Consider the following 24762-nt stretch of genomic DNA (forward strand, 5'->3'; position numbering starts at 1 on the left):
GCCAACGCGGCGGCGCCCCGCGCGCCGCCGCTTTCCGGAGATCGAGATGACATCCATTCCCGCATCGCCCGCCCGGCGGCTGCGCGCCGCGGCGCTGTTCGCCGGGTTGCTGGTCCTGGCGCCGGCCTGGGCCGACGACGACCAGTGGCTGGAAGCGCCCCACGACCCCGCCGCGCTGGCCTGGGCGCGCGCGGCCACCGCCGACACCGAGCAGCGGTTGTCCGCGCGCCCGGTCCACGCGGAGGTCGTGCGCGAACTGCGCGCCGCGCTCGATGCCCCGCCGGCCGAGCCCGACATGGTGCCGCTGGGCGCGCGCGCGCTGCGCTTCCTGCGCGACGCCGCCCATCCCTACGGCCTGCTGCAGGTCGCCGCCCGCGACGCGCGCGGCGCGCCCGGCGCCTGGCGTACCGTGCTCGACGTCGGCGCGCTGCGCGAGCGCGAGGGCGTGCCGTACGAATTGCAGGCCTACGATTTCTCCGGCGCCTGCGCCGCGCCCGACTACGCGCGCTGCCTGCTGCGGCTGTCGCCCGGCGGCGGCGACGAGGTTGAGATCCGCGAATTCGACCTCGAGGCGGGCGAGTTCGTCGCCGACGGCTTCCGGGTGCCGCGCGCGCGCGCCTTCGCCGAGTGGATCGACCGCGACCGGGTCCTGGTCGAGCACACCGTGGGCGACGCGCCCAGGACCGCCGCCGGCTGGCCGGCGCAGGTCCGGCTGTGGTCGCGCGGCGAGGCGCTCGACGCCGCCCGGCCGGTCTACACCGCCCAGCCCAGCGATGCCATCGTCCAGCTCGGCGCGGTCGGCGCCGGCGACGCGCGGCGCGGCGTGATCGTGCGCTCGATCGACTATTCGACCTTCGAGGTGCACCTGGTCGATCGCGCGGGCGCTGTGGAACGCATCGAACTGCCGCAAGCCCTGAAGCCGATGGGCGTACTGGCCACCACCGACGACGCGCTGATCGTGCAACTGGCGCAGGCCGCCACCCTGGAAGGCCGCGCCTATCCCGAGGAAGCGGTGCTCGCCTACGCCGTCGCGCCCGATGCGCAGGGCCGCCGGGTGAGCGCGGTATACCTGCCGGGCGAGGGCGAGTTCGTCGGCGGCCGCGACGACGTGGCGGCCTCCGGCGACCGCGTCGCGATCGTGGTCAACGCCCATCTGCGCCAGCGCGTGCGCGTGGCCCGGCGCGACGGCGACGACTGGACCGCGGTGGACCTGCTGGAAGTGCCGGCCGGCCAGACCGCGGCGGTGCGCGGCGGGCAGGGCGGCGAGCTGGTGGTGGCGACCACCGGGTTCGTGGTGCCGAAGCGGCAGGATCTGTACCGCCCCGGCGCGGACGCACCGGTGCTGCTGGCGCAGGATCCGGCGCTGGTCGATGCCGAGCGCTACGTCACCGAGATCGGCCAGGCCACGTCGCCCGACGGCACCGAAGTGGACTACTACCTGTTGCGGCCGCGCGAATCGCCGTGGACGGGTGCGCAGCCGACCCTGGCCACCGGCTACGGCGCGTTCGGCATCTCCACCCGCCCCGGGCACTTCGACTACGTGGTCGGCGGGCGCTCGTTCAAGCTCTGGCTCGACCGCGGCGGCTCGCTGGTGATCCCGGCCATCCGCGGCGGCGGCGAGCGCGGCAACGCCTGGCACCATGCCGCGATCCGCGAGCGCCGGCAGGCCTCCTACGACGACTTCATCGCCGTCGTCGCGCACCTGGTCGCCACCGGCTACACCGTGCCCGCGCGCGTGGGGGTGTTCGGCATGTCCAACGGCGGGCTTCTGGCCGCCACGCTCGGCACCCAGCGCCCGGACCTGTTCGGCGCGGTGGTCAGCGACGTGCCGCTGGCCGACATGCTGCGGATGAAGCACATGGGCATGGGCGCGGCCTGGCTCAACGAGTACGGCGACCCCGACGTGCCCGCCCAGCGCGCGGTGCTGCTGGGCTATTCGCCGGTGCACAACGTGCGCGCCGGCACCCGCTATCCGCCGTTCCTGGTGACGATCTCGACCGAGGACAACCGGGTCGGCCCCGGCCACGCGCGCAAGCTGGCCTCGCGCCTGCAGGCCGCGGGCGCGCCGGTGTACTTCTACGAGGACGAGGAGGGCGGGCACGGCGTCAGCGACCCGCTGCGCAACCCGGGCCTGATGGCCCTGCGCATGACCTTCTTCATCGATGCGCTGATGCAGCCCGAATCGTCCAGGTAGGCCTCGTCACTCTCTCCGACGCGGCATCCCCTTGGCCCCGCGCACGCGTCGCGCGGGGCCCTTTTTCGGCGCTCAGGGCGCGCGCGCGGCCTCGGCGATGAAGGCGCGGATCTGCCGCTCCAGCACCGGCAGCGGCACCGAGCCCTCCTTCAGCACCGCGTTGTGGAACGCCTTGATGTCGAAGCGCGGGCCCAGCGCGGCCTCGGCTTCGGCGCGCAGGCGCACGATCGCGATCTCGCCCAGCTTGTAGGACAGCGCCTGCGCCGGCCAGGAGATGTAGCGGTCGACCTCGGTGGCCACTTCGTGCTCGGACAGCGCGGTGTTGTCGCGCAGATAGGCCAGTGCCTGCTCGCGGCTCCAGCCCTTGTGGTGCACGCCGGTGTCGATGACCAGGCGCGCGGCGCGCCACATCTCGTAGGTCAGGCGGCCGAAGCGTTCGTAGGGCGTCTCGTAGATGCCCATTTCCTCGCCCAGCTTTTCCACGTACAGCCCCCAGCCCTCGCCGTAGGCGGAGATGTAGCTGTTGCGGCGGAATTCGGGCTGCTCGCCCTGCTCGCGCGCCAGCGCGGCCTGGAAGGCATGGCCGGGATCCGACTCGTGCAGGGTCAGCGCCGGCAGGTTGTACAGCGGCCGCGAGGGCAGGTCGTAGGTGTTGACCCAGTAGGTGCCCAGGCCGCCGCGGCCGGCGGTCCAGAACGGCGCGATGTCGTCGGGCACCGGCACGATGGTGAAGCGCCCGCGCGGCAGCGGGTCGAAATACCGCCCGATCACCCCGTCCACGCGCTTGGCGATCCAGGCCGCACGGTGCAGCAGTTCCTCCGGCGTCTTCGCGTAGAACCGCGGGTCGGTGCGCAGGAAGGTCAGGAAGGCGTCGAAATCGCGGTCGAAGCCGACCTCCTCGATGATCGCGTCCATCTGCGTGCGGATGCGCGCGACCTCGTCCAGGCCGATCTCGTGGATCTGCTGCGGCGACAGGTCCAGTGTCGTGTATTCGCGGATCTGCTGGCGGTAGAACGCCTCGCCGCCGGGCATCGCCTCGGCGGCGAGCGTGGTCCGCGCCTGCGGCACGTATTCCTCGCGGAAGAAGGCCAGCAGTTCGCGGAAGGCCGGGATCACCGCTTCGGCGATGGCGGCGCGGCCCTGCTCGCGCAGGCGCGCCTGCTCGGCCGCCGGGATCGTCGCCGGCATGCGCTCGAACGGCGTCCAGAACATCGCTGCCTCCGGATCGTCCAGGTCGGCGACCGCGGCGATGGAGACGTCGCGCCCATCCAGCACCGCGCGCGGCACGCTGAAGCCGCGCGCCAGCCCCGCGCGCATGTTGTCGATCTGCTGCCCGAAGTAGCGCGGCACGTCCGCCAGCCGGGCGATGTAGCGGGTGTAGTCCTCGGCGCTCGCGAAGTTGCCGCGCGTCATGAACGACAGTCCCGCCCAGAACGAGCTGTCGGAATTGAACGGCATCTCGTAGGTGCGCAGGCGCACGTTGTCGGCAAGGTGTTCGATCTGCGGCCGGTAGACCGCCAGGTCGACGCGGTGCTCCGGCGAGAGCGCCTGCGGGTCGATGGCGTCCAGTTCCGCCAGCACCTGCTCCCAGCGCGCCAGGCGCGCGGCCTGTGCCTCGGGCCCGACATCGGGCAGGCCGCGCGGGCCGGCGTCGCCGGACTCGGCCGCCGCGTCCTCGTCGCCGCGGCCGAACTGCGCCTGCCGCCAGGCCCATTCGGCCTCGTAGATCGCCTGGAAGCGGGCGTCGGCCTCGCTGCGCGGCGCCGTGGCGGCGGGCGTCGCCGGCTCCTGGGCGGAGGCGGCGGGACCCGCGAGGCAGGCGGCGAGCAGGACGGGCAGCAGCAGGGGCTTCATGGCGACATCCGGTAGCGGGAACGACCGCGGATCGTCGCATCCGGGGGCGCGGCGCGCAGGGGCCGGAAGTCCCGGGCCGCCTGGTTCCTTCTCCCGCTTGCGGGAGAAGGTGCCCCGGAGGGGCGGATAAGGGAGCTTTCCGATCCGCTGCCGCGTCGTGGGCCCTCACCCCGTCCCCCTCTCCCGCAGGCGGGAGAGGGGCGATCGTGCCGGGCGGGCGCCGCTGAAGCATCTGGTGCGGGGGACTTCGGGCGCCGTTCCTTCTCCCGCTTGCGGGAGAAGGTGCCCCGGAGGGGCGGATGAGGGGTCTTTCCGGTCCGTGGCCGCGTCGCGGGCCCTCACCCCGTCCCCCTCTCCCGCAGGCGGCAGAGGGGCGATCGTGCCGGGCGGGAGCCGCTGAGCGTCTGGTGCGGGGGCTTCGGTCGTGTCGATCCTTCTCCCGCTTGCGGGAGAAGGTGTCCCGGAGGGGCGGATGAGGGGGCTTTCCGATCCGCTGCCGCGGATCGTGCCGGGCGGGCGCCGTTTCGGGGACGGCGGTGGAGCTTCCGGTGCGGGCGCTTCGTGTGGATTGGTTTATCGGGAGCGCAGGCGTTCGAGCAGGCCGTCGAGGGTGTCCAGATCGGTGTAGTGGATCACCACCCGGCCCTTGTTGCCGCGGCCGTGGGCGATGCTGACCTTGGCGCCCAGCGATGCGGACAGTTCGTTCTCCAGCGCGGCGATGTCGGCCTGCTGCGGACGCGCCTTGGCGCCGGGCTTGGGCTTGCGCGCGGGAATCCGCCCCTCGGCGAACTGCTGCGCGCGGTGCTCGACCTCGCGCACCGACCAGCCGTGCTCCACCGCTTCGGCGGCCAGCTTGCTGGCCAGTTCCGGCGACAGCGTCAGCAGCGCGCGGGCGTGGCCCATTTCGAGCTGGCGCGATTCCACCAGCTTGCGGATCGCGGTGGGCAGTTCCAGCAGCCGCAGCAGGTTGGAGACCGCCGCGCGCGAGCGGCCCACCGCGGCCGCGGCCTGGGCGTGGGTCAGCATGAACTCGTCGATCAGCCGCTGCAGCGCCTGCGCTTCCTCCAGCGGATTGAGATCCTCGCGCTGGATGTTCTCGATCAGCGCCATCGCGACCACGGTGCGGTCGTCGACCTCGCGCACCACCACCGGCACCTCGGTCAGGCCGGCGCGCTGCGAGGCGCGCCAGCGGCGTTCGCCGGCGATGATCTCGAAGCGGCGCCCGCCGAGGTCGCGCACGACGATCGGCTGGATCACGCCCTGCGCCTTGATCGATTCGGCCAGCTCGTCGAGCTTGTCCTCGCTCATGTGGCGGCGCGGCTGGTACTTGCCGGGCGAGAGCGCGTCGATCGGAAGCTTCTGCAGGGTGTCGCCCGGCACGGCCTCCAGGGCCGGCGCGGCGGCCGCGCCCTGCGGGCCGAGCAGGGCGTTGAGGCCGCGGCCCAGGGTGCCCTTCCTGGCGGCGGATTTGGGGGGCTTCGCAGCGCTCATGCCGCGCTCTCCGGGCGGGCGGGGCGGAGGCGCGCGGCCCCTCGCCCGGCGGTGTGGGGGGCGCCGGGCACGGGCGCGGCGTCGGTCGGGATCCTGCGCACGCTCAGCCTTCCTGCACCAGGGCGGCGGGCGCGACCAGGGGCGGCGCCACCGGCTGCCCGCGCTCGTGCTGGCGGCGCAGGATCTCGCCGGCCAGGCCCAGGTAGGCGATCGCGCCGCGCGAGCCGCGGTCGTAGGCGAGGATGCTCTGGCCGTGGCTGGGCGCCTCGGCCAGGCGCACGTTGCGCGGCACGATGGTGCGGAACATGCGCTCGCCGAAGTGCTGCTCGAGCTCGTTGGAGACCGCGTTGGTCAGGTTGTTGCGCACGTCGTACATGGTGCGCAGCACGCCCTCGAGCTCCAGCCCCGGGTTGAGCCGGGCCTTGACCGCGTCGATCGTCTCCAGCAGCGAGGTGATCCCCTCCAGCGCGTAGTACTCGCACTGCATCGGCACCAGCACCGAATCGGCGGCGGTCAGCGCGTTGAGGGTCAGCAGCGACAGCGAGGGCGGGCAGTCGATCAGGATGAAGTCGTAGCGGTTGAGCAGCGGTTCCAGCACCCGCTTGAGCCGCTGCTCGCGCCCGTCCACGTCCATCAGCTCGACCTCGGCGGCGGTGAGGTCGGTGTTGGAAGGCAGCAGGTCGTAGCCTTCCGCGGTCTCCACCAGCGCATCCTCGGCCAGCAGCTCCTCCAGCAGCACGTCGCAGGTGGAGGCGAGCAGGTCGCGCTTGTCGATGCCGCTGCCCATGGTCGCGTTGCCCTGCGCGTCCAGGTCCACCAACAGCACGCGCTTGGGCGTGGCGGCCAGCGCCGCGGCCAGATTGACCGAGGTCGTCGTCTTTCCGACGCCGCCTTTCTGGTTGGCGATGGCGATGATGCGGGCGGCCATGGGCGGGGGCCTCGAAGCGTGGGGACGGCGCGCGGGAACGCGGGCCGGACCGGGGATTATGCCGGACCGGGCCGCCGGGGGCAGGCCGGGGCGGCGTTCAGGCCCGTACCACGCGGACCAGGTGGCGTTCGGCGGCCAGGCCGGGCACCGCCAGCGGCAGCACCGCCTCGGCGCGCCAGCCGGCGGGCAGCGCGGCGATCTCGTCGTCGGGCCGCGTGCCCTTCATCGCCAGCAGGACGCCGCCGGGGGCGAGCAGGTGGCCGCCCACGGCCAGGATCTCGGGCAGGGTGGCCAGGGCGCGGGCGGTGATCGCCTCGAAGGCGCCGGGCGCGTCCACCGCCTCCGCGCGTTCGGCCAGCACCCGCGCGTTGCCCAGGCCCAGCCCGCGCACCGCCTCGCGCAGGAAGCGCGCCTTCTTGCCGTTGGATTCCACCAGCGCCACCGACAGCTCCGGGTGCGCGATCGCCAGCGGGATGCCGGGCAGGCCCGGCCCGGTGCCCAGGTCGGCCAGGGTGCGCCGCCCGGCCACGTGCGGCGCCATCGCCAGCGAATCGAGCAGGTGCCGGGTCACCATCTCCGCCGGGTCGCGGACCGCGGTGAGGTTGTAGGCGCGGTTCCAGCGCTGCAGCAGGTCGAGATAGGCCAGCAGCGGGGCGGCCAGCGCGCGGTCGAGCGCGAGCGCGTCGAGGCCGGCGGCGAGGCGCTCGTGCAGCGCGGGGTCGGGGGCGGGCGCGGGATCGGGCATCCGCGCATTGTAGGCAAGGCGCGCGGACGCTACGGCGCGGGCGACCACGCCAGCGTCGCCAGGTAGGCCGGCGCCGGGGCGAAGGCGTGCAGGCGCCAGTCCCCGGCGCGGCCCAGCTCGGGGTCGCAGTCCACCAGCGCCAGCGCATCGCCGCGCTCGGCGAACTCCAGCCGGTGCAGGCCGAAGGCGAGGCCGCGCCCGTGCGCCTTCAGCACCGCTTCCTTGGCGCACCACAGGCGCACGAACACGCGCTCGCGCAGCGCGTCATCGGGCAGCGCGGCCAGCCACGCGGCCTCGTTGGGGTGGAAGAAGCGCTGCGCCAGTTCCAGCGCGCGCAGCCGCGGGCGTTCCCATTCCAGGTCGCAACCCACCCGCACGCCGCGGCCCAGGGCCATCAGCAGGCCGCCGCCGCTGTGGCTCCAACTGGCGTCGGCACCGACCTCCGCAGGCAACCGCGGCCGCCCGTACGCATCGCGCGGCAGCGGGCCGTCGAGGGCGCGCGACAGCAGCGCGCCCATCCAGGCCCGCACCTGCGGCTCGGCCGGACGGCCGCGCGCATAGGGGCCCCAGGCGCAGTGCAGCGGGCCGATTCTGAGGGCGCCGGGTGGCAGGGGATCGTTCATCGGCGCCTGCGCAAGCTCGACGCGCGCTGGCGTCCGGTTCGTGTGTCCATGGCGGACGCAGCGTAAGCTATCCGCGCACGCGACCGCTCGCCCGGCGCGTCGGCCCGAAGCCAGGAGGAAGCGGCCTGCCCATGTCCGCCATCATCGACAGCACGCAGCGCCCGCCCGCGCCGGCCGAAGCCGGGGCCGCCGCGCTGGCGGTCGGCGCGGCGGAGCGCGCGATCGTCCTCGACGCAGGCGGCGGCGTGCCGCTGGCGCGCTTCCTCGCCGAAGTGCGCGGCCTGGCCGCGATGTTGCCCGACCGGCCCTACGCGGTGAACCTGTGCGAGGACCGCTATCGGTTCCTGGTGGCGTTCTGCGCGGTGGCCGCGCGCGGGCAGACCACGCTGCTGCCGCCCTCGCGCACGCGCGCGGCGATCGAGGAGGTGCGCGCGCATCATCCCGACAGCTACTGCCTGGGCGACAGCGAGCCCTGCGCCTGCGACGCGGGCCTGGCGCCGCTGCCGCACTTCGTGCGCGTGCCCGATCCGTTGCCGCAGGCGCCGGGCGCCATGCCCAAGGTCGAGGACGCGCATGTGGCGGCGGTCGGCTACACCTCCGGCAGCACCGGCGCGCCGAAGGCCAACCCCAAGCGCTGGCGCGACTTCCGCGCCGGCGCCGCGCAGAACGCCGCCGCGCTGGCCGACCTGTTCGGCGGCGCCGCGCCCGGCGTGGTCGCCACCGTGCCCGCGCAGCACATGTACGGCGTGGAGATGTCGGTGCTGTTCCCGCTACTGGCCGGCGCCGCGGTGCACCGCGCGCGGCCGTTCTTCCCCGACGACATCGCCGCCGCGCTGCGCGAATGCCCGGCGCCGCGGCTGCTGGTGACCACGCCGGTCCACCTGCGGGTCCTGGTCGAGTCCGGCGTCGCGCTGCCGCCGCTGGCCGCGGTGGTCAGCGCCACCGCGCCGTTGCCGGCGGAACTGGCCCGCGCCGCGGAAGCGCGCCTGGGCTGCGAGGTGCGCGAACTGTTCGGCTCCACCGAGACCTGCATCATCGCCCGCCGCCGCACCGCGCACGAGGACGCGTGGACGCTGCTGCCCGGCGTGCGCCTGCATCCCCAGCCCGACGGCACCGGCGTCGAGGCCGACCACCTCGCCGCGCCGGTGGTGCTGGCCGACCTGATGCAGCTGCTGCCCGACGGCCGCTTCCTGCTGCGCGGCCGCCAAGCCGACCTGCTGGAGATCGCCGGCAAGCGCGCCTCGCTGGGCGACCTCACCCGCCGCTTGCTGGCGATCCCCGGCGTGCAGGACGGCGCGGTGGTGCAGCTCGACGCCTGCGACGCCAGCGGCGTGCGCCGGATCGCCGCGGTGGCGGTGGCCCCGGATCTCGACGAGGCGGCGATCCTCGGCGCGCTGCGCCGGTCCGTGGACCCGGTGTTCATGCCGCGGCGCCTGCGGCTGGTGACGGCGCTGCCGCGCAACGAGACCGGCAAGCTGCCGCGCGCCGAGCTGATGGCGCTGCTGCGCTGACGCAGCCGTCACGACGCGCTGCGCAGACTCCTCGCCGCACGCGACGCCCCAGCCGGGGCCGCGGACCTGACGAGGAGGATCACGGCTATGGGCATCATCATCTGGTTGATCGTTGGCGGCATCGTCGGTTGGCTGGCCAGCCTCATCATGCGCACCGACGCGCAGCAGGGCATCGTCCTGAACGTGGTGGTCGGCATCGTCGGCGCCTTCATCGGCGGCCTGGCGATCGGCCCGCTGCTCGGCGCGCCCTCGATCAACAGCGGCGACATCACCATCATGAGCTTCATCGTGTCGCTGATCGGCGCGGTGATCCTGCTGGCGATCGTCAACCTGTTCCGCCGCGGCCGCGTGCGCTAGCCGCACCCAAGGCCCGGCGGTCGCGAAGGCCCGGCATCCGCCGGGCCTTCGCTTTTCCGGTAGCCGCGCTCGTCGACCACCAGGCGCTGCCGAGCCGGCCAGGCTCCTGGCTGTTCTCCTTACCCTGCGAGCGGGGCACTCTGTTTTTCCCTTCCCCCGCAAGCGGGGAGCACCCTGTCTTGCGGGAGAAGGGACGACATGAACCCGCTTGCGGGAGAAGGAACAGCCGAAGGAACAGTTTCGGCGTTGCAGGTCGACTGGCGATTCGCCTAGTACAGCACCCGCGTGCGCAGCGTGCCCGGGATCGCGGCCAGCGCGCCGCGGAGCTCCGCGGCCTGCTCCTCGCTGGCGGCGACGTCGATGACCACGTAGCCCACCAGGTTGTCGGTGCGCAGGAACTGGCCGTCGATGTTGATGCCGCGGTCGCGGAAGATGTCGTTGGCCTGCGACAGCACGCCGGGCACGTTGCGGTGGATGTGCAGCAGGCGCCGCGAACCCTCGTGGCCGGGCAGCGCGACCTCGGGGAAGTTGACCGCCGACAGGGTGGAGCCGTTGTCGCTGTAGCGGATCAGCTTGGAGGCGACCTCCAGACCGATGTTGTCCTGCGCTTCCAGCGTGCTGCCGCCCACGTGCGGGGTCAGCAGCACGTTGTCCAGCCCCCGCAGCGGCGACTCGAACGGCTCGTCCGCGCCCTTGGGCTCGACCGGGAATACGTCCACCGCCGCGCCGCCGAGATGGCCATCGCGCAGCGCCGCGGCCAGCGCGTCGATGTCGACCACGGTGCCGCGCGAGGCGTTGATGAGATGGGCGCCGGGCTTCATCGCCGCGATCTCCGCCGCGCCGATCATGCCCTGGGTGGCGGCGGTCTCCGGCACGTGCAGGGTCACCACGTCGCTGCGCGCGAGCAGGTCGCCCAGCCCGGCGGCGGCGCGCGCGTTGCCCAGCGCCAGCTTCGCCTCGATGTCGTGGAACAGCACCTGCATGCCCAGCGCCTCGGCCATCACCCCGACCTGGGTGCCGATGTGGCCGTAGCCGACGATGCCCAGCGTCTTGCCGCGCACCTCGTGGCTGCCGGCCGCGCTCTTGGACCAGCCGCCGCGGTGGCACTGCGCGCTCTTGCCGGGAATGCCGCGCATCAGCAGGATCGTCTCGGCGATCACCAGCTCGGCCACGCTGCGGGTGTTGGAGTAGGGCGCGTTGAACACCGGGATCCCGGCCAGTTCCGCCGCCTCCAGATCGACCTGGTTGGTGCCGATGCAGAAACAGCCCACCGAGATCAGCTTGCGTGCGTGCGCCAGCACCTCGGCGCTCAGGTGGGTGCGCGAGCGGATGCCGACCAGATGGGCGTCGGCGATCGCCGCCTTCAGCGCGTCCTCGGGCAGCGACTTCTCGTGGTAGTCGATGTTGGTGTAGCCCGCGGCCTCGAACGCCTCCACGGCGGTGCGGCTGACGCCTTCCAGCAACAGTACGCGGATGTCCTGGCGGGGAAACGAGGTCTTGCGGTCCGGCATCGCAGCGCCACGGCGGGGGTGGGCCCTGAACGTTACGCGCCGTCCCGCTGCGCCGCAACAACGCGGTGGACGCCGGCCGCGCGCGCTGGCAGCCTGACCGGCCCGCCCCGCCGACCGCCGCCATGACCGATCCGCGCCTCGAAGCCCTGCACCAGTCGCTGCCGGCGCTGCGCCTGTCGCGCGAGCCGGCCGACCTCGAACACTACGGCCGCGACTGGACCCGGCGCTGGACCCCGGCGCCGCTGGCGGTGGCCTGGCCGGCCTCGGTGGAGGAAGTGCAGGGCGTGGTGCGCTGGGCCAACGATCGGGGCGTGGCGCTGGTGCCCTCGGGCGGGCGCACCGGGCTGTCGGGCGGTGCGGTGGCCGCCAACGGCGAGCTGGTGCTGAGCCTGGAACGGATGAACCGCGTGCAGGGCTTCGACGCGGTGGACCGCACGCTGACCGTGCAGCCCGGCATCGCCCTGCAGGCGGTGCAGGAGGCGGCCGCCGCGCAGGGGCTGCAGTACCCGGTGGATTTCGGCGCGCGCGGTTCGTGCTCGATCGGTGGCAACATCGCCACCAACGCGGGCGGCATCCGCGTGATCCGCTACGGCAACACCCGCGAGTGGATCGCCGGGCTGAAGCTGGTGACCGGCGCCGGCGAACTGCTCGACCTCAACCGCGCGCTGGTCAAGAACTCCAGCGGCTACGACCTGCGCCACCTGGCGATCGGCGCCGAGGGCACGCTGGGGATCGTGGTCGAGGCGACGCTGAAGCTGACCGATCCGGCGCCGCCGTCGCAGACCATGCTGCTGGCGCTGCCCTCGTTCGAGGTGCTGATGCGGGTGTTCGCCGAGTTCCGCGCGCGCCTGCGCCTGCAGGCGTTCGAGTTCCTGACCGACCGCGGCCTGGCCCACGTGATCGCGCACGGCGGCACCGACCCGTTCGACGCCCGGCATCCCTACTACGTGGTCGCCGAATACGACGCCGCCGATGCCGCGCAGGAGGCCGCCGGCCTGGCCGCGTTCGAGGCGTGCGCTGCGGCCGGCTGGATCGTCGACGGCGCGATCGCGCAGAGCCAGGCGCAGGCGCAGCAGCTGTGGCGCCTGCGCGAGGGCATCACGGAAGCGGTGGCGCGCTACCGGCCGTACAAGAACGACGTCTCGGTGCGGGTGGCGGCGATGCCGGCCTTCCTGGCCGAGGCGCAGGCGCTGCTGGGCGAGGCGTACCCGGCATTCGAGGTGGTGTGGTTCGGCCACATCGGCGACGGCAACCTGCACATCAACGTGCTGCAGCCAGACGACGTGGCCGACGCGGACTTCATGCGCCAGTGCGCGCACGTCACCGAGCTGCTGGCCGGCCTGCTGCGGCGCCACGGCGGCAGCATCTCCGCCGAGCACGGCATCGGCCTGGTCAAGAAGCCCTACCTCGACAGCACCCGCAGCGCCGCGGAGATCGCGCTGATGCGCGGCCTGCGCCGCGTATTCGATCCCAACGGCGTGCTCAACCCGGGCAAGCTGTTCGACTGACCGTCCGGCGCCGCCCGGGCGCTCAGCCCAGCCGTACCCAGGCCGGCGCGTGGTCGCTGGGCCGCTCCCAGGTGCGCGGTTCGCGGTCGATCCCGGCTTCCAGCGCCGCCGGCCGCAGCGCGTCGGAGACGAGCGTCAGATCGATGCGCAGGCCCAGGTTGCGGCGGAACGCCGCCTGTCGGTAATCCCACCAGCTGAAGACGCCGCCCGCCTCGTGATGCAGCCGGAACGCATCGTGCAGGCCCAGCGCCAGCAGCCGCTGCAGCGCCGCACGCTCCGCGGCGGAAGTGAGGATGTGGCCCTCGTTCCAGACTTCCGGGTCGTGTACGTCGCGCGCGTCCGGCGCGATGTTGAAATCGCCCAGCACCACCAGCCGTGGATGCGCGCGCAGCTCATCGGCGATCCACTCGTGCACCGCCTCCAGCCAGCGCAGCTTGTAGGCGTACTTTTCGGTGCCCAGGTCCTGGCCGTTGACCACGTACAGGTTGATCACCCGCACGTCGCCGATGGTGGCCGCGATCGCCCGCCGCTGGTCGTCCTCGAACCCCGGGATGCCCAGCTGCACCGCCTCGATCGCCCGCCCGCGGGCCAGGATCGCGACCCCGTTGTAGGTCTTCTGCCCGTGGAACGCGCAGCCGTAGCCCAGCGCCTCCAGCGCGGCCAGCGGGAAGCGCGGGTCTTCCAGCTTGGTCTCCTGCAGCCCCACCACGTCCGGCTGCGCCTCGCCCAGCCATTGCAGCAGGTGCGGTAGGCGCACGTTGAGCGAGTTGACGTTCCAGCTGGCGATCTTCAAGGCGTCCGGTCCGGTGCGGGGTGGATGCGCATTGTAGAAGGCTGCGTCGCTATGGGTATCCGCACCTTCCTTGAATCCAGGCTCCGCAGGTGCTTGCGTGGGGCAGTCCCAGGAACCGTGTCGGAAGCTCATGCGCCCGTGAAGGCGCGACATATGTCGAGGCCCGCCACATTACGCCGCAGAAGTCGTTGCAATCCACGTACCCGCCAGGGCGCGACTTGCACGACGCGGCAGCGCAGGCCCGGCGTCTGCTTGTTGCAATCCACGCGCCCGCGAGGGCGCGACGTGCCCAATCCCACGACCCTAAAATACTGTCGTCGGGTTGCAATCCACGCGCCCGCGAGGGCGCGACAAGTCGCCCCGGTATTCACCGAGGAGACCGACGAGTTGCAATCCCCGCGCCCGCGAGGACGCGACCCGTCCTGGGTGCTGGCCTTCGCGTTGATCGGCTTGTTGCAATCCACGCGCCCGCGAGGGCGCGACTCTCGCAACTCGGAGCGCGCAGGGATAGTTACCAGTTGCAATCCACGCGCCCGCGAGGGCGCGACGAGCAACGCGGACAGCATCGCGGGCGGCGAGCTAGAGTTGCAATCCACGCGCCCGCGAGGGCGCGACAGTACGACAAGTCCGGATGGACGGCATACCTCAAGTTGCAATCCACGCGCCCGCGAGGGCGCGACCCGACTTTTCCGGTCGACATACTCGTCGACGAACGCGTTGCAATCCACGCGCCCGCGAGGGCGCGACGTGATGCCCGACGGCGGCGTGCGCGCCGTGGATGCGTTGCAATCCATGCGCCCGCGAGGGCGCGACCAGCAACGACCGCGCACAGCGAGAGGCCCAAGAGGTTGCAATCCACGCGCCCGCGAGGGCGCGACCCCGCCGCATTCGTTGGCGTTCCACCAGGACAGCAGGTTGCAATCCACGTGCCCGCGAGGGCGCGACTCCTCCGAATTGGGAGCGCTATCGTCGTCCCCGGTTGCAATCCACGCGCCCGCGAGGGCGCGACAGCCTCCCTGCGTCGTAGTCCAGAACATCGCCCTGCCGTTGCAATCCACGCGCCCGCGAGGGCGCGACCCGCCGAACAGCGGGTCGAGGGCCTTGGTGCGGTCGTTGCAATCCACGCGCCCGCGAGGGCGCGACCTGGGGGCGGGCGCTTCCCGGATCGCGCTCCGCAGAGTTGCAATCCACGCGCCCGCGAGGGCGCGACCAGACCAGGTGATCGCCCTGGCGTGCGCCTACAAGTTGCAATCCACGCGCCCGCGAGGGCGCGACGCTGACGCGACAGGGATTCCGCTTCTCCGCCGAGCAGTTGCAATCCACGCGCCCGCGAGGGCGCGACAGCGCCAGCACCTCGCCTGGCGCTTCGCCGCCGCGTTGCAATTCACGCGCCCGCGAGGGCGCGACGTGCCAGCCACACTCAGGGCACTGTTCCAGTTTGTTGCAATCCACGCGCCCGCGAGGGCGCGACGCTGTAGGGCTCGCGGATTCCGGGAATCTGGACGATGTTGCAATCCACGCGCCCGCGACGGCGCGACTACTCGCGCTGATCGGTCGCCGCCCACTCGTCGTAGTTGCAATCCACGCGCCCGCGAGGGCGCGACCTTGCCCAGAGCGAGTCCTGGCGCGGCGAGCGGATGTTGCAATCCACGCGCCCGCGAGGGCGCGACCATGCTGCGACAGCTTCAGGTCGCGCGAATGAATCCGTTGCAATCCACGCGCCCGCGAGGGCGCGACGGAATGGAAGCCGCGGCACCAGTACGACCAGCATCGTTGCAATCCACGCGCCCGCGAGGGCGCGACGACTCGTCATGGGAGGGTCGCCAAGCAGCACCTGTTGCAATCCACGCGCCCGCGAGGGCGCGACCCACGTACATCGCGCCTGATGGCACGCAGCGGAGGTTGCAATCCACGCGCCCGCGAGGGCGCGACTCCCAGTGCGTGCAGGGCCTTGGCGTACTTCCTCCGTTGCAATCCACGCGCCCGCGAGGGCGCGACCTTAGCGCGCCCCCCCAAGTCTTTAAGAATCAAATATGTTGCAATCCACGCGCCCGCGAGGGCGCGACCGGCCTCGGCTCCGGCGCCGCGCACGGGTCCAGGTCGTTGCAATCCACGCGCCCGCGAGGGCGCGACGTGCTTCCAGGGGTGGTTGTTGACCGGCGTAGCGCTGTTGCAATCCACGCGCCCGCGAGGGCGCGACTTGGGGTCGAGCAGGACAAGCTCGGCGACATCCTGTTGCAATCCACGCGCCCGCGAGGGCGCGACCGTCGAGGACGCGCGAGTCCGCGCTCAACGCGTGGTTGCAATCCACGCGCCCGCGAGGGCGCGACAGGTGTTCGACCTCCCGCTCACCAACGTCTCGGTGTTGCAATCCACGCGCCCGCGAGGGCGCGACTGCCACGATGGCCAAGAGCGCGGCCGGGTAGGTAATGTTGCAATCCACGCGCCCGCGAGGGCGCGACCCGTCGAGTACGTCGAGCAGCCGATGCGGGTCGCGTTGCAATCCACGCGCCCGCGAGGGCGCGACATCTACGCAAGGTGATCCCGCCGTGGAAGGTGGTGTTGCAATCCACGCGCCCGCGAGGGCGCGACTTTCCGGCCGCGACGGTGGACGGCGCATGCAACATGTTGCAATCCACGCGCCCGCGAGGGCGCGACCGGCCAGCTGCGCGCGGTCGTGATGGAAGAGTACGTTGCAATCCACGCGCCCGCGAGGGCGCGACCGAGCGGGATCTCGCGCATGGCGCGATCCCACTGACTGTTGCAATCCACGCGCCCGCGAGGGCGCGACGAGCTTCACCCGAGCCTTGATCGGTTGACCGGCGGTTGCAATCCACGCGCCCGCGAGGGCGCGACTGCCCTGGCTGAGCCGCCAGAACCTATTCTGGGGTTGCAATCCACGCGCCCGCGAGGGCGCGACCGCCCCAATCGTAAATCACTGAATGGGAAGGCGCGCGGAAGCAGCTTGCGCGAAACGAACTTGTTCCCCGGCAATCGGCGGGCCGAGAGCGGGCGAAGGTGCGGAGAGGTATGAAAAACAACGGCTTGCAAAAGCGCGAACCTGCTGGGGGTTTGCCGGCCGCTTGGGGTTCGCGTCAGTAGATCAACGGGCCGTGGAAGTCTACGGCTGGCTTGCTGCCGACGTGCTCGATCCGGCCGTGCCAGCTCGAGCCGAGATGATAGAAGCGCAGGCTGTCGACGCTGGGGTCGATGAGGTCGCACAGGCGCTGGCGAAGCACCGCCCATTGGGCGGGATCGACTTCGATCTCGAAGACGGAGTATTGCACGCGCTGTCCGAGGTCCCGGCAGGCCTTGGCGACCTTGCGCAGCCGGGCGCTTCCGCCGGGGGATACGGTGCTGACGTCGTAGCTGACCAGGATCATCATGCCGGTGCCCCCTATTTCCAGAGGAATGGGGGGTAGCCGTCGAGGTCGCCGCGCAGGTGGCGGGCCAGCAGTTGCGATTGGACGAGCGGCAACAGCCCAATGTCGACCTTTTCGCCTAGGAACGGGTGCCGCAACTGTTCGCGCTTGCGTTCCTGGTAGGCGATCAGCACGGCCTTGCGTGAGTCCTCCTTCAGTTGGACGGCGCCGTTGTCGAAGGGACGGAAGTCGCGCTCGGAGAGTTGCTTGCGGTTGATCAGCGACAGCGCGAGGCGGTCGCCGAGCAGGGGCCTGAATTCCTCGGCCAGGTCGAGCGCCAGGCTCGGACGGCCAGGGCGGTCGCGATGCAGGAAGCCGACGGCGGGATCGAGCCCGACGGTTTCGAGCGCGGAGCGACAGTCGTGGGTCAGCAGGGTGTAGAGGAATGACAGCAGGGCGTTGAAAGGGTCTCGCGGTGGTCGCCGGTTGCGTCCCGCGAAGCGGAAGCCGGGGGCGCCGTTGCGGATGAGCTGGTCGAACACGCCGAAGTACGCTTGGGCGGCTTCGCCTTCCAGGCCGCGCAGCCGGTCGACGCTCGGCTCGGTCAGCAGCCGATGCGGAATGCGTTCGAGCCGTTTGAGCGCATGCTGGAACGCCGGCGCGTCGTCGAGGCGGTCGCCATGATCGCGCCATCCGCGCGCGAGGACGGCGCGCTGGTTGTGGATCTTGCCGGCCAGCAGGTTGCGGACGATCGCGGCGCAGCGCTCGGGATCGTCGCTGCGCCGATATTGCTCGCGGCGCAGCAGGACGTTCCCGGAAACCGGCCCCTCTACCCGTGCGAGGAAGCGGCCCTGCGGCGTGAGGTAGCAGATGCTGATGCCCTGTTCCATGCAGAAGCCGAGCAACTGCGGGGAGACGGCGATGCGCCCGATGCAGACCAGGCTCTCCAGCATGTGGATCGGGAGCCGGGCGCGTTCCTGGCGCTCGACCTCCATGACCACGTTGGCGCCGTCCTTGCGCAGCCAGGCGCCATCGGTGGTCGCGTAGAGGGTGTTGAGCTGCTTGCGCATCAAGCCTCCAGTTGCGCCTTCAGCCAGCCTGAAACGCTGGTTCGCGAGAGCAGCTTGGGCTGGCAGAGGTCGATCAGGGAGCAGGCGTCGCAGCGCCGGGGTTCATACGTGGCCGGCGGTGTGATCCGGCTGTCGAGCATCGCGCGCGTCCGCCCGATGACGTCCCGGGTGAGCGTGCGCAGGCCCTCGTCGAAGATCACTTCCTTGCGGCGCCGGGTCCGGCCGTAGAACAGGGCGCCTGCGTTCACCTGCTGCCCGAGCATCGCCTCCAGGCACAGGGCTTGGGCGCAGAGCTGGACTTCGTCGGCGCGGTGGCCCTTGGGCCGACCGCGCTTGTACTCCACCGGGAACGCGCGCTCGCCGCCGGGCTCGGCGTGGAACTCCACGACATCCGCTTTTCCGGTGATGCCCAGGTCGAGATCGAGCAGGGGCATCGCGGTCACGGTGCGCACGCCCTTGCGGCGCTCGGCCTGCGGTGCGTCGGCCTTCTGGTGGAGCAGGCGGCCCTCCGCGGTGTGCCGGTTCTCCGCCCACTGCTGCTCCAGATGGATCAGCGCGCATTGGCGTGGGCAGTACAGATAGTGCTGCAGGGCGGAGATCGGGATCAGGGCGTCGTCGTCCATGACGGCTGCGCTGGCTCAGAGCACTTCTTCGACGCTGACGCCGGCCGGAATGCCCTCGCGGTCGACGCGGACGCGATAGTCGCCGTAGCCGCGCGCGGGCGTCGCCGTGCCGGCCTCGGTGCGCTCCACCACGACCTTGTCGAACAGCAGGTGGGCGGGGGCGTTGCCCATCGCGCTCTCGTGCTTGAACACGATGAGCTTGCGGGCGGCCATTTCGCCGCGCGCGGCCGAACGATCGTGCTCGAACAGATTGGTCAGCGCCCGCCACAGCAGTTGCAGGTCGTCGTCGGAAAAGCCGGTGCGTTCGGCGAGCTTGGCCGAGACGAAGCCGTGCGCGCGATAGAGGCCGTAGGGCAGGATGTGCTTGCGGCCCATCGTGCGCTCTTTCTCGATGTCCTTTTCATGGGTCACGGCCATGCGCGTGATCGAGACTTCCAGCGGCAGCACCGGATCGATCGAGGTGGCGAACGCGATCTGCACCGGGCCTCGGACCTGCCCGGCATTGACGTCGGTGGTCATCACCGCGCCGAAGGTGCGCACGTCGAAGAAGTTCGCACACATCCAGGCGGTGATCTCGCGGGCCTTGTCTTCGTCCTTGGGCAGCTTCTTGGGCTCGTGCTGGATGCCCACGGCCTCGTAGGCCTGCTTGTGCTGGTTGTTGAGGACGGACTTCTCCTGCATGTAGATCGCATAGCCGGGCTCGGATTCCTTTTCGAGTGCGACGTAGTTGCGGATCTTGCGCTTGAGCGCCACGTCGGTGACCAGGCCGCGGTTGGTCTCCGGGTCCAGGCGCGGCAGGTTGCCGGCATCGGGGTCGCCGTTCGGGTTGCCGTTGGTGACGTCGAACAGATAGACGAATTCGTAGCGGTGGGCAAGGGCGGTCATTCGGCGTCTCCTTCGGATGCGGTGTCGTCGGCGTCTTGCGCGTCGGGGCGGGCGAAGCGGGCCTGGGTCTGGTGGTAGTAACCGATCGCGAACCGCCCCTGCGCCTGGATGTCCAGGCTGGGAGGGAAGCTGGGCGGCAGGGCGTCGACGATCTGGCCGATGTCCTTTTCCAGGTTGGTCGCCAGGCCTCCCTTGTCCTTGCGCAGCTTGCCTAGGTGGCTCTGGGCGGTGCGCAGCAGGACGGGGAACACGATGGCGGGCGTGGCGGAAGCCGCGCCGTAGTAGCGGTCGCGGATGGTGGCGTTGACCTTGGTACCCAGTGCGGCCCGCTGCACGTTCTCCAACGTGGAGAACAGGCGGCCCAGCAGATAGCCGGGGTCGGTGTTGCCTGGATCGAGACTCACGGGCGGCTCCCCCTTGTCGGTGTGGTGTCGGTGTTGACGGTCCAGGCGCGCGGCCCGGGCCAGGGTGGCTTTGCACAGCGCCACGCGCAGCGGCGTGATTTCCCCGTCGGCGCGGAAGCGCATGACGATCGCGGCCAGGACGCTGTGCGGATAGCGCGCGCCGGTCAGGATCGCGCGGGTCAGTTCGCCGGCCAGGTGCGGCGGCACGTCCTCGGCCTTGGCGCGGCCGTCGTAGATCGGCGCGGTGGCGAGCGCGAGGGCTTGCGGCGTGGGCGGCCGGCGCCAGGGCAACGGCTCCAGGGCCAGGTCGGCGTAGTGGTCGGCCAGGCGGCTGGCGAAGGCGCCCAATGAGCTGGTTTCCCAGAAGCGGATCGACAGGCGCGCGGCGTTGGGGGCCAGGCCGAGCACGAAGATGCGGGTGTCGTCGTCCAGGTCGGCGCCCAGTTCGCGCAGTGGCCGGGCCTGTCGAACCTGCTCCAGGGCGCCCTGCAGGCGCGCGGTCGCGCGCTCGTCGGCGTTGCCGGGATCGAAGAATGCGGCCAGCACGTCCTCGGCCTGCGCGGCCTGGCCGGCATCCGCGGCCTGCGCCCAGAACACGACCGTGGTGTCGCCGATCTGCAGCCGCTGGCGGTTGCGGGTGTCGCGGCGGAGCAGGTAGTTGAGCGCGGTGGTGTAGGCGAACGTCGCCTGCTCCGATACGGGTGCGTTTTCGCCCTGCTCCTTGCCGTAGGAGGCGAAGGCCGGCTGATTGAAGGAGACGAGGGAAGCGCCCGAGCTTTGCGCTCCGTTTACGCCTTTGATTGCCGGGTGCAGGCGCGCCAGGGGCGCTTGCCGGCCGGTCACCAGGCAGGTGCCGCGAAGGCCGCCGCCGGACTGCCCTTGCAGGCGTTCCCAGGCGTCGCGGGCGGCCGGGCGGTCATGGACGTATCGCGTTTCGCCGTCCAGTCGAAAGACCAGGTTGGCGTCCAGCAGGTTGTCGCCGTGGGGGGCAATGCGAGGGTGATCGTGGAATCTCGCGGGCGACCACGCCTCGAGAAACGCCAGCAGCGCGCGCAGGCCGGGATCGTCCGCACCCGCCAGCGCGTCGCGATGCAGGGCTTTGAATGCTGCATGCTCCTGCTCGCTGCGCTTGCTGGTCGCGCTCACGCCGAGCGCGTAGCTGGTCTTGTCCCAGAGAAAATTGGGTTTGATCGCCACGGTGCGCTTCTCGGGCTGCGGCACGCTGAGCAGCCTGGGGATGCGCCGCTTGCCGGCCTGTTCGTGCAGGTCCTCCACGTCGATGAGTTCGCCGCCGGCGCCGAGGACGAGCGCATAGCCGATCTTCTGCGGGCTGTAGCCGGGGGCGGCGATGCCGGACTCGGGGTCGTCGCGCAGCCGGGCGTAGTAGGCGTCGAGCGCGGCCAGGATCATGCGCGGCGCTCCTGTCCGCCGAAGGGCGGCACCTCAATGAGACCGTCGACCATGCGCGCCCTGAAGAAGTGCGGCACCGCGCCGTTGGCGAAATCGAGATCGTGCAGCATCCAGCCCAGGTCGCGTTCGCCGGCCATCGCCGGGTCGGGCGCCGGCAGAGGATCGTCGTGTTCGATCAGGGCGAAGCTGGCGGGAAATTCGCGGGTGCCCAGGCAGGGCGCCTGGAAGCACTGCCCTCGGCGGGCACGTCGGTTGAAGATGTCCAGGTGTTTGCCGACGCTGTCGTCCGGGCCGGCCTTGTCGGTCAGCTCGAAATGCGCCGTGATCACGTAGCCCACGTCGCGCAGCAGCGTAGTGGCGCGCTGCTGGCGATCGTCTTCGACGAAGCTCGCCACGTCGCCGGGCCGGCCGGACCGCATCGCCTTGCGGACGCTGTCGGCCGAGAGCTTGTTGCCGACCTCGTTGCGGCGGATCGACTCGAAGCGGATGGGCTTGAGGACCAGCAGCGTGTCCACCACCCAGCGGATCGCCGGCTTCCAGTGGATCGCTTCCAGGATGCCGCGCGCCGCAGACGGCGTGATCGTGTCGTAGGACACGCGTTCGGCTTTCATTTCCGGACGTGTGAACAGCGCCCGCTCGCCCCAGACGTGGAGCTTGATGCCGTATCCCATGAGTCCCCCTCTTTGGGCGAATTTTGTGGAATGGCCCCCTTCCGTGAAGAAGGGGGCGGGTTCCTCCTAGTAGCACTCCACGAGTTTCAATCCACGCCTAGCGAATTACTCGGATCAGCCAACTCAATAGCGGGCCAAGCAACGTTGCCAATGTGGCAAAGGCGACAAGTGCCCACAGCCATACAGGAGGTCTCTGCTTGCTTCTGATGTCCAGGCGTAACCGCACCGAGTAGTTAGTCTCGTCGTCGTCATCTTTTGGCGCTGTCATCGGTTGAGCCCCTGCAGGTCCTGTCGGGCTCGGCTAGATTAGTTGATGTTCTCGTGAGTAGCAACTAGTAGAATCACCAAACCAGGCCTTCCGCGGACAGGAAGTTCGGGTCGTCCCAATGCAGGCCGAAGCGGGCGTCGTAGAGCCTCGGGTTGACGAGGCGGACGAACTGCTGGCCGTAGCGATCCGGTGCGATGGGCTCCAGCGCATGCGCGCGCCAGAGCGCGTCGTAGGCGCCTTGTGGGACCTGCACCAGGTAGGGCTGCAATCGACGCGCGGCGGCCGGGGCGTAGGCCAGGTCGTCCAGGGCGCGAGCCACGTCGGGAAGCACGTGCGCCGTGCCCGGCTCGAACGGCACGATCACCGGCTTCATCGCGGTTTCGATCATGCGGAATGCGGTGGCCACAGTCTCGAACGGCAGGGTGTCCGGCGAAGCGTTGCGCAGCAGGCCGAGCAGGTCCTTGCGGTCCAGGTCCGGCTCGCGGCGCCAGTACAGGTGGCGGAAATAGGCCGAGAGGGCATCGAGCGCCAGCAGGTCGTGCCGGTGCTGGCGTTCGATCTGGCGGAAAACCTCGGCGAACTGCCTCAGTTCGCGAGGCGGCCTCCAGTCGGGATTGAGCGGACGGAACACCAGCACCTCGCTGGTCTCGCGCGGCCTGCGCCCTTCCCGGTTGCAGCGTCCGGCGGCCTGGGCGATCGAGTCGAGCCCGGCCTCGGCGCGCAGCACGGTCGGGAAGTCCACGTCCACGCCGGCCTCGATCAGCGAGGTCGATATCAGCCTGCATGGCTCGCCTTCGCGTAATCGCTGGCGCACCTCGTCGAGCACCTGGCGGCGATGATGCGCGTACATCAGCGTGGTCAGGTGGCGGGCGCCGGGTGCCTGGGCGATGGCCTCGAAGGTGTGGCGCGCGTGCCGGCGGTTGTTGAGGATGCACAGCACCTGTTCGCTGCGACGCAGCCGGTCCTCGAGCGCGGCGTCGTCCAGTTCGCCGAGGTGGCGGACCGTGGTGCGGCGCAGTTGCGCGTACAGCGCCGGCGGATCGGGCGCCAGTTCGCGGACATGGGCCAGGCCACCTTTGAAGCCCTGATCCGCGCGCAGGGCCGGCTGCGTCGCCGTGCACAGCACCGGGCTGACGCGGTAGTTGAGTGCGAGTTCGTCCAGCAGGGCCACGCAGGGCCGCAGGAAGTCCAGCGGCATGGTCTGCGCCTCGTCCAGGATCACCACGCTGGCGGCGATGTTGTGCAGCTTCCGGCAACGCGACGGCCGGTCGGCGAACAGGCTCTCGAAGAACTGGACGGCGGTGGTGACCACGACGAGCGCGTCCCAGTTCTCCATCGCCAGCCGGCGCTTCGCGTCGCCCTCGAGCGCCGAGTGCGGGTCATCGGGCAGGGCGCTGTGGTGTTCCAGTACGGCATCGCCCAGGTCGCCGAACGCCCTGCGGAACACCTGGGCGTTCTGCTCGACGATGCTGGTGAAGGGGATGACGTAGATCACCCGGCGCAGGCCGTGGGCGATGGCGTGGTCGAGCGCGAACGCCAGCGAGGCGAGGGTCTTGCCGCCGCCGGTGGGGACGGTCAGGGAAAACAGGCCCGGCGCCTGGCCCGCCTGCGCGCGGACGTGGCGGAGGATGTCCCCGCGCAGCCGGTTGACCGCGCCATCGCCGGGGAGCGCGGCCAGGTGGGTGTCCAGCCTTTCGCGCAGCGCCTGCAGCGTCGGATGTCCGCCGCGCGGGCGCGGCTCGCGGTGCTCGATGCGACGGTAGAAATCGTCGGTGTCGACGAAGTCGGCATCGACCAGGCAGGAGAAGACCATCCGGGTCAGCAGCATCAGTTGGAACGCCCCGCGCTCGCTGCGTGGCTGGAAGCCTTCCGGCAGGGCGACGCCCGCGGGCAACCGGATCTCGTCTTCCCATTGTGGGAGCAGGGCGGCCAGGCTGCGCTGGTAGTCCTTCGACAGCCGGTCCTTCAGCGCGCTGCGCTGCGTTCCCACACCGCCGTTGGCGAGGCCGGCGTGGTGGCCGGCGACCGCATAGGCGATGAGCGTTCCGAGCCACGGATACCGCTCGTGCGCCAGCAGGGCCCCGTGCGTGGCGTGATCGATGCGCGGACCCAGGCCCCGCAGCCGCTGGTCCTGGAATTCGCGGGTGTACTTGCCGATGTCGTGCAGCAGTCCGGCGGGCCGGGCCAGCGCCTGCCCGCCGAATGGCGCCGCATTGGCCGCGGCCAGATCGGCGACATCCTGCAGATGCGTGCGGAGCGCCTGCCAGTCCGTGCGGGCGGGGTCCTGCGTCGAATGTGCGAAGAAATCCATGCAGCCCCCTGCTGCATCCGTGCCGTGACCGGCGCCGAGCCTGTGGTGTTCGCTTGCCTGGACGGCATGTGTCGCTCATTCCAGTGTCGGCTGTTTCCGGTTCGCCTGCAGGTCGGAAAACGGCTTGTCGTCGAGTAGGGAAAATCCGACACGGGGCGTGCCGTTGCTGGGAGGAGGCGAGGCGGACCGCGTCGCTTTGCAGGCTGCCGGACCGCCGCGACCGTTCGATCTGGCATCTCGCCG

General features: G+C 71.1%; 18 protein-coding genes and 1 CRISPR repeat array. Of the genes, 4 read left to right on the forward strand and 14 right to left on the reverse strand.

The annotated features are described in order from the left end of the window. Nucleotides 1-46 precede the first annotated feature (46 nt). On the forward strand, nucleotides 47-2194 hold the full coding sequence (locus Z164_RS0101190; RefSeq protein ID WP_024888925.1) for a prolyl oligopeptidase family serine peptidase: 2148 nt from the start codon (nucleotides 47-49) through the stop codon (nucleotides 2192-2194). Nucleotides 2195-2266: 72 nt separating this feature from the next. Here the strand turns inward: Z164_RS0101190 and Z164_RS0101195 are convergent, their stop codons facing one another. The 5 genes from Z164_RS0101195 to Z164_RS0101215 all read right to left on the reverse strand — a co-directional run bounded on the left by Z164_RS0101195 (nucleotide 2267) and on the right by Z164_RS0101215 (nucleotide 7835). Continuing rightward, a complete protein-coding gene (locus tag Z164_RS0101195) occupies nucleotides 2267-4048 on the reverse strand; it encodes a DUF885 domain-containing protein (RefSeq protein WP_024888926.1) in 1782 nt (593 codons plus the stop codon). A 573-nt stretch (nucleotides 4049-4621) separates the two neighbouring features. Beyond that, nucleotides 4622-5539 (reverse strand): ParB/RepB/Spo0J family partition protein, encoded by a 918-nt coding sequence (locus tag Z164_RS0101200; protein ID WP_024888927.1) that lies wholly within the window; start codon nucleotides 5537-5539, stop codon nucleotides 4622-4624. A gap of 103 nt (nucleotides 5540-5642) precedes the next feature. Beyond that, nucleotides 5643-6467 carry a ParA family protein gene (locus tag Z164_RS0101205; protein WP_024888928.1) on the reverse strand — a complete coding sequence of 275 codons (825 nt, stop codon included), beginning with the start codon at nucleotides 6465-6467 and terminating at the stop codon, nucleotides 5643-5645. A gap of 97 nt (nucleotides 6468-6564) precedes the next feature. Further along, entirely contained in the window at nucleotides 6565-7212 is a 648-nt protein-coding gene (rsmG, locus tag Z164_RS0101210) for a 16S rRNA (guanine(527)-N(7))-methyltransferase RsmG (RefSeq protein WP_024888929.1), read from the reverse strand. Nucleotides 7213-7241: 29 nt separating this feature from the next. Beyond that, nucleotides 7242-7835 (reverse strand): 4'-phosphopantetheinyl transferase family protein, encoded by a 594-nt coding sequence (locus tag Z164_RS0101215; RefSeq protein ID WP_024888930.1) that lies wholly within the window; start codon nucleotides 7833-7835, stop codon nucleotides 7242-7244. Nucleotides 7836-7966: 131 nt separating this feature from the next. On the opposite strand from Z164_RS0101215, the gene Z164_RS0101220 reads away from it, so the two are divergent. Then, nucleotides 7967-9346 carry an AMP-binding protein gene (locus Z164_RS0101220; RefSeq protein WP_081770010.1) on the forward strand — a complete coding sequence of 460 codons (1380 nt, stop codon included), beginning with the start codon at nucleotides 7967-7969 and terminating at the stop codon, nucleotides 9344-9346. An 87-nt stretch (nucleotides 9347-9433) separates the two neighbouring features. Beyond that, complete coding sequence (locus Z164_RS0101225) at nucleotides 9434-9703, forward strand: GlsB/YeaQ/YmgE family stress response membrane protein (RefSeq protein ID WP_024888932.1); 270 nt, start codon at nucleotides 9434-9436, stop codon at nucleotides 9701-9703. A gap of 269 nt (nucleotides 9704-9972) precedes the next feature. Here the strand turns inward: Z164_RS0101225 and serA are convergent, their stop codons facing one another. Next, on the reverse strand, nucleotides 9973-11214 hold the full coding sequence (serA, locus tag Z164_RS0101230; RefSeq protein ID WP_024888933.1) for a phosphoglycerate dehydrogenase: 1242 nt from the start codon (nucleotides 11212-11214) through the stop codon (nucleotides 9973-9975). A gap of 122 nt (nucleotides 11215-11336) precedes the next feature. Here serA and Z164_RS0101235 point away from each other — a divergent pair, with 122 nt between their 5' ends. Then, complete coding sequence (locus Z164_RS0101235) at nucleotides 11337-12722, forward strand: FAD-binding oxidoreductase (RefSeq protein ID WP_024888934.1); 1386 nt, start codon at nucleotides 11337-11339, stop codon at nucleotides 12720-12722. A gap of 22 nt (nucleotides 12723-12744) precedes the next feature. Here the strand turns inward: Z164_RS0101235 and xth are convergent, their stop codons facing one another. The 8 genes from xth to Z164_RS0101275 form a co-directional block, all read right to left on the reverse strand. Beyond that, nucleotides 12745-13515 (reverse strand): exodeoxyribonuclease III, encoded by a 771-nt coding sequence (gene xth, locus Z164_RS0101240; RefSeq protein ID WP_024888935.1) that lies wholly within the window; start codon nucleotides 13513-13515, stop codon nucleotides 12745-12747. Nucleotides 13516-13702: 187 nt separating this feature from the next. Continuing rightward, a CRISPR array of direct repeats spans nucleotides 13703-16435; the repeat unit is 31 nt; unit sequence GTTGCAATCCACGCGCCCGCGAGGGCGCGAC. 175 nt (nucleotides 16436-16610) lie between these two features. After that, complete coding sequence (gene cas2, locus Z164_RS0101245) at nucleotides 16611-16901, reverse strand: CRISPR-associated endonuclease Cas2 (protein WP_024888936.1); 291 nt, start codon at nucleotides 16899-16901, stop codon at nucleotides 16611-16613. An 11-nt stretch (nucleotides 16902-16912) separates the two neighbouring features. Then, the gene (gene cas1c / locus Z164_RS0101250; protein WP_024888937.1) at nucleotides 16913-17947 is read right to left on the reverse strand and encodes a type I-C CRISPR-associated endonuclease Cas1c; all 1035 of its coding nucleotides are present in this window, start codon (nucleotides 17945-17947) and stop codon (nucleotides 16913-16915) included. Further along, nucleotides 17947-18570 (reverse strand): CRISPR-associated protein Cas4, encoded by a 624-nt coding sequence (gene cas4, locus Z164_RS0101255; RefSeq protein ID WP_024888938.1) that lies wholly within the window; start codon nucleotides 18568-18570, stop codon nucleotides 17947-17949. The genes cas1c and cas4 overlap by 1 nt, the downstream gene beginning before the upstream one ends. 15 nt (nucleotides 18571-18585) lie before the next feature. Continuing rightward, complete coding sequence (cas7c, locus tag Z164_RS0101260; RefSeq protein ID WP_024888939.1) at nucleotides 18586-19455, reverse strand: type I-C CRISPR-associated protein Cas7/Csd2; 870 nt, start codon at nucleotides 19453-19455, stop codon at nucleotides 18586-18588. Continuing rightward, the gene (gene cas8c / locus Z164_RS0101265) at nucleotides 19452-21269 is read right to left on the reverse strand and encodes a type I-C CRISPR-associated protein Cas8c/Csd1 (protein WP_024888940.1); all 1818 of its coding nucleotides are present in this window, start codon (nucleotides 21267-21269) and stop codon (nucleotides 19452-19454) included. Before cas8c ends, cas7c begins: the two co-directional genes overlap by 4 nt. Continuing rightward, nucleotides 21266-21940 carry a type I-C CRISPR-associated protein Cas5c gene (gene cas5c / locus Z164_RS0101270; RefSeq protein WP_024888941.1) on the reverse strand — a complete coding sequence of 225 codons (675 nt, stop codon included), beginning with the start codon at nucleotides 21938-21940 and terminating at the stop codon, nucleotides 21266-21268. Before cas5c ends, cas8c begins: the two co-directional genes overlap by 4 nt. Before the next feature lie 341 nt (nucleotides 21941-22281). After that, on the reverse strand, nucleotides 22282-24519 hold the full coding sequence (locus Z164_RS0101275; protein WP_024888942.1) for a CRISPR-associated endonuclease Cas3'': 2238 nt from the start codon (nucleotides 24517-24519) through the stop codon (nucleotides 22282-22284). Between the last annotated feature and the right edge of the window lie 243 nt (nucleotides 24520-24762).

The sequence above is a fragment of the Luteimonas huabeiensis HB2 genome (assembly GCF_000559025.1).
Taxonomy (GTDB): Bacteria; Pseudomonadota; Gammaproteobacteria; order Xanthomonadales; family Xanthomonadaceae; genus Luteimonas; species Luteimonas huabeiensis.

What these genes read in the sequence shown, in the direction of transcription:
- cas5c (WP_024888941.1), bottom strand. Translation starts at nt 21,940, where the DNA reads ATGGGATACGGCATCAAGCTCCACGTCTGGGGCGAGCGGGCGCTGTTC.
- Z164_RS0101225 (WP_024888932.1), top strand. Translation starts at nt 9,434, where the DNA reads ATGGGCATCATCATCTGGTTGATCGTTGGCGGCATCGTCGGTTGGCTG.
- cas4 (WP_024888938.1), bottom strand. Translation starts at nt 18,570, where the DNA reads ATGGACGACGACGCCCTGATCCCGATCTCCGCCCTGCAGCACTATCTG.
- cas8c (WP_024888940.1), bottom strand. Translation starts at nt 21,269, where the DNA reads ATGATCCTGGCCGCGCTCGACGCCTACTACGCCCGGCTGCGCGACGAC.
- cas1c (WP_024888937.1), bottom strand. Translation starts at nt 17,947, where the DNA reads ATGCGCAAGCAGCTCAACACCCTCTACGCGACCACCGATGGCGCCTGG.
- cas7c (WP_024888939.1), bottom strand. Translation starts at nt 19,455, where the DNA reads ATGACCGCCCTTGCCCACCGCTACGAATTCGTCTATCTGTTCGACGTC.
- Z164_RS0101195 (WP_024888926.1), bottom strand. Translation starts at nt 4,048, where the DNA reads ATGAAGCCCCTGCTGCTGCCCGTCCTGCTCGCCGCCTGCCTCGCGGGT.
- Z164_RS0101205 (WP_024888928.1), bottom strand. Translation starts at nt 6,467, where the DNA reads ATGGCCGCCCGCATCATCGCCATCGCCAACCAGAAAGGCGGCGTCGGA.
- Z164_RS0101215 (WP_024888930.1), bottom strand. Translation starts at nt 7,835, where the DNA reads ATGAACGATCCCCTGCCACCCGGCGCCCTCAGAATCGGCCCGCTGCAC.
- serA (WP_024888933.1), bottom strand. Translation starts at nt 11,214, where the DNA reads ATGCCGGACCGCAAGACCTCGTTTCCCCGCCAGGACATCCGCGTACTG.
- Z164_RS0101235 (WP_024888934.1), top strand. Translation starts at nt 11,337, where the DNA reads ATGACCGATCCGCGCCTCGAAGCCCTGCACCAGTCGCTGCCGGCGCTG.
- rsmG (WP_024888929.1), bottom strand. Translation starts at nt 7,212, where the DNA reads ATGCCCGATCCCGCGCCCGCCCCCGACCCCGCGCTGCACGAGCGCCTC.
- Z164_RS0101190 (WP_024888925.1), top strand. Translation starts at nt 47, where the DNA reads ATGACATCCATTCCCGCATCGCCCGCCCGGCGGCTGCGCGCCGCGGCG.
- Z164_RS0101220 (WP_081770010.1), top strand. Translation starts at nt 7,967, where the DNA reads ATGTCCGCCATCATCGACAGCACGCAGCGCCCGCCCGCGCCGGCCGAA.
- Z164_RS0101275 (WP_024888942.1), bottom strand. Translation starts at nt 24,519, where the DNA reads ATGGATTTCTTCGCACATTCGACGCAGGACCCCGCCCGCACGGACTGG.
- cas2 (WP_024888936.1), bottom strand. Translation starts at nt 16,901, where the DNA reads ATGATGATCCTGGTCAGCTACGACGTCAGCACCGTATCCCCCGGCGGA.
- Z164_RS0101200 (WP_024888927.1), bottom strand. Translation starts at nt 5,539, where the DNA reads ATGAGCGCTGCGAAGCCCCCCAAATCCGCCGCCAGGAAGGGCACCCTG.